We start from the raw sequence: 2,752 nt of genomic DNA, 5'->3' as shown, positions 1-2,752 counted from the left end.
GTCAACCCCAGCGGCGGCGCGATCGCGCTCGGCCACCCCCTGGGCGGCTCCGGCGCCCGCATCCTCACCACCCTGCTGCACCGGCCGCGCCGGAGAGGGGCCGGTGGCCGTCTACCTGGCCCTCCCGCCGGCGCTCTTCCCCGCCGCGGTCACCGCCCTGCACGCGGCGGGCCTGCCGGAGGGCAGCCGGATCGTCCTGGAGAAGCCGTTCGGCGAGGACCTGGCCGGCGCGCGGGAGCTGAACCGGCTGCTCGCCGAAATCCTGCCGGAGCGGGCGGTGTTCCGGGTCGACCACTTCCTGGCCATGACGACCGTCCAGAACGTCCTCGGCAGCCGGCTGGCCAACCGGGTGCTGGAGCCGCTCTGGAACAGCACCCACATCGCCGAGGTGGATATCACCTGGGACGAGACGCTGGCACTGGAGGGCCGGGCCGGGTACTACGACCGGGTCGGGGCGCTCAAGGACATGGTCCAGAACCACCTGCTGCAACTGCTCTGCCTGGTGGCCATGGAACCGCCGCTCACGCTCGGCGAACGGGACCTGCGCGACCGGAAGGTGGACGTGCTGCGCTCCGTACGGCCGCTGACCGAGCACGACGTGGTGCACCGCACCCGGCGGGCCCGCTACCTGCCGGGCCGGATCGGGGACCGCGACGTCCCCGCGTACGCCGAGGAGGAGGGCGTGGACCCGGCGCGCGGCACCGAGACCTTCGCCGAGGTGGAACTGGAGCTGGACAGCTGGCGGTGGGCCGGGACGCGGTTCCGGCTGCGCAGCGGCAAGGCCCTGGGGGCGGACCGCAAGGAGGTCGCGGTGCACTTCCGCCCGGTGCCCCACCTGCCGTTCGGCCCCGGCGGGAAGAGCCACGGCGGGAAGGGCTCCGGCGGGGAGGCCCACGGCGGGGAGGCCCGGCCCAACGTGCTGCGGTTCGAGCTGGAGCCGGAGGGGCTGGCCCTGGACCTGACCGGCATCGGCGCCCACGCCCACGAGCTCGTCCCGCTCTCGCTGACCGCGCGGATGGAGCCGCAGGACCTGCCCGCGTACGGGCGGCTGCTGCTGGACGTCCTGAACGGCGATCCGGCGCTGTCCATCCGCGGCGACGAGGCCGAGGAGGCCTGGCGGGTGCTCGAACCGGTGCTGTCCGCCTGGGAGCGGGGGCTGGTCCCGCTGGACGAGTACCCGGCGGGCTCGCAGGGGCCGCCGCCGCACTGGTGGTAGCCGCGCCGGTGCCCGGGTGACCGGCCGGTGGGGGGCCGGTCGGCCGGGGCCCGGGCGCTCGGGCCCCGGGCAGTGCCACTCGCGGCCCGCCCGGTGAATTCCGTCGCATTCCGGCACAGCAATCCCAGGCATCACAGTCACCACATTCGTCACAGGCGCCCGGTAAATCACTCGGCTATTTCGACGAATGACTGTTCGAGTGGCTGGTGGGATCCGAACCTTATATTTTCGGCCAAAGAATTCGCGCCCGTTCTCGGGCGTTCCGGGCGCGGCCGGGAGTCGCACCTGGGATTTTGGCGTTCCGATTACCGACGGCGGTCGCTCTCCGTTCAATCGGAAGGGGTTGCGAGCGGCTGACCCGCCGTGAAGACTGTTGCGCGTTCGTCGTCCGGACGTTCGGGACGACAGGGATTGTGCGACTCCCCGACCGTGTCGGCGCGTTCCGCGCGGCGGTTGCGGGGGTGGATCGCCAAAAGGGGGAATGGGCATGCCGGGTACGGCCGTTGCGCAGGTGGGGGCCGGGAGAGCGGCCGGCCGCCGGGGGACGGTTTTCTGTTCGAACGTGCCGGCGGGGTAAGAGTATTCGGAGGCTCGCGGTTCACCGCGATCCGGTCCGCCGTTCATCGCGCGGAGGGAAATCCGGATCGTATTCGCACCGCCCGGTCCGGGCGCGCCGACGCGACCGCGGAACGGCTCCGCGAGGGCGGGTGCGGTGCCCGGCCGCGGGCGTCCGGGGATTCCCGTTCCCGGGGCCGGACGGCCTCCGCCGGCCGGGCCGACGCCGATTCCCTCCGTTCCCGCGCGTCCTGAAGCAGGCGACGACGGTCGGGAATTCCCGCTGTGCCGCCTCCCAATCCGCGATTCCACCGCGGGCGCCCGGCGCGCCCGCACCCGAGAACCAGTCAACGGGAGTTCCGCCATGCCGTACGCCAGTCCGGCGCCCGCCCGCGAGCGGTCGCCGCTCCTCCTGCGCGGCGAGCTGCAGCACCGGCTCGACACGCTCGCTCGCGCCCACCGGGTGCCCGGCGCCCAACTGGTGCTGGACACCGGCCCGGAGGCCGTCGTCCTGCACAGGGTGGCCGACACCGGCACCGGGGCACCGTTCACCGAGGACACCGCCGTTCCGGTCGGATCGCTCACCAAGCCCTACACGGCCGCCCTGGTGATGCTGCTCGCCGACGACGGTGACCTCGACCTCGACGAGCCGGCCGCCGAGCACCTCCCGGAGCTCCGGCAGCTGCCTGAAGTAACGATTCGTCAGCTGCTGAGCCACACCGGCGGACTGCCCACCGGACCGGACTCCGACGCCGCCGCCCGCACCACCGCGACCCGCTACCTGTCCGCCGTCTGCACCGCCCCGGACGCGCTGTTCCCGCCCGGGACGGACTTCTCCTACTCCAACGCCGGCTACGTCGCCGCCGGGCGCCTGGTCGAGACGGTGACCGCGGCGGTCAGCTTCGCCGGCAGGTCGCAGATGCCGTAGTACGAGCACTGGCTGGGGTCGAAGCTGTTGGCCTGGTAGGCGGTGTGGACGTA

General features: G+C 73.1%; 2 protein-coding genes. Both read left to right on the top strand.

What is annotated here, in order from left to right; all coding sequences use genetic code 11:
* The first annotated feature begins 103 nt into the window (after positions 1 to 103).
* Positions 104 to 1,216 (top strand): glucose-6-phosphate dehydrogenase, encoded by a 1,113-nt coding sequence (locus ACWDCZ_RS40080; protein WP_449818559.1) that lies wholly within the window; start codon positions 104 to 106, stop codon positions 1,214 to 1,216.
* Between the two features lie 919 nt (positions 1,217 to 2,135).
* Positions 2,136 to 2,699: a serine hydrolase domain-containing protein gene (locus ACWDCZ_RS40075; protein ID WP_449818558.1), complete on the top strand. Its 564-nt coding sequence runs from the start codon at positions 2,136 to 2,138 to the stop codon at positions 2,697 to 2,699.
* Positions 2,700 to 2,752 lie beyond the last annotated feature (53 nt).

This window comes from Kitasatospora sp. NPDC001225, assembly GCF_053597855.1.
This window is presented reverse-complemented; position numbering and strand designations above follow the sequence as displayed.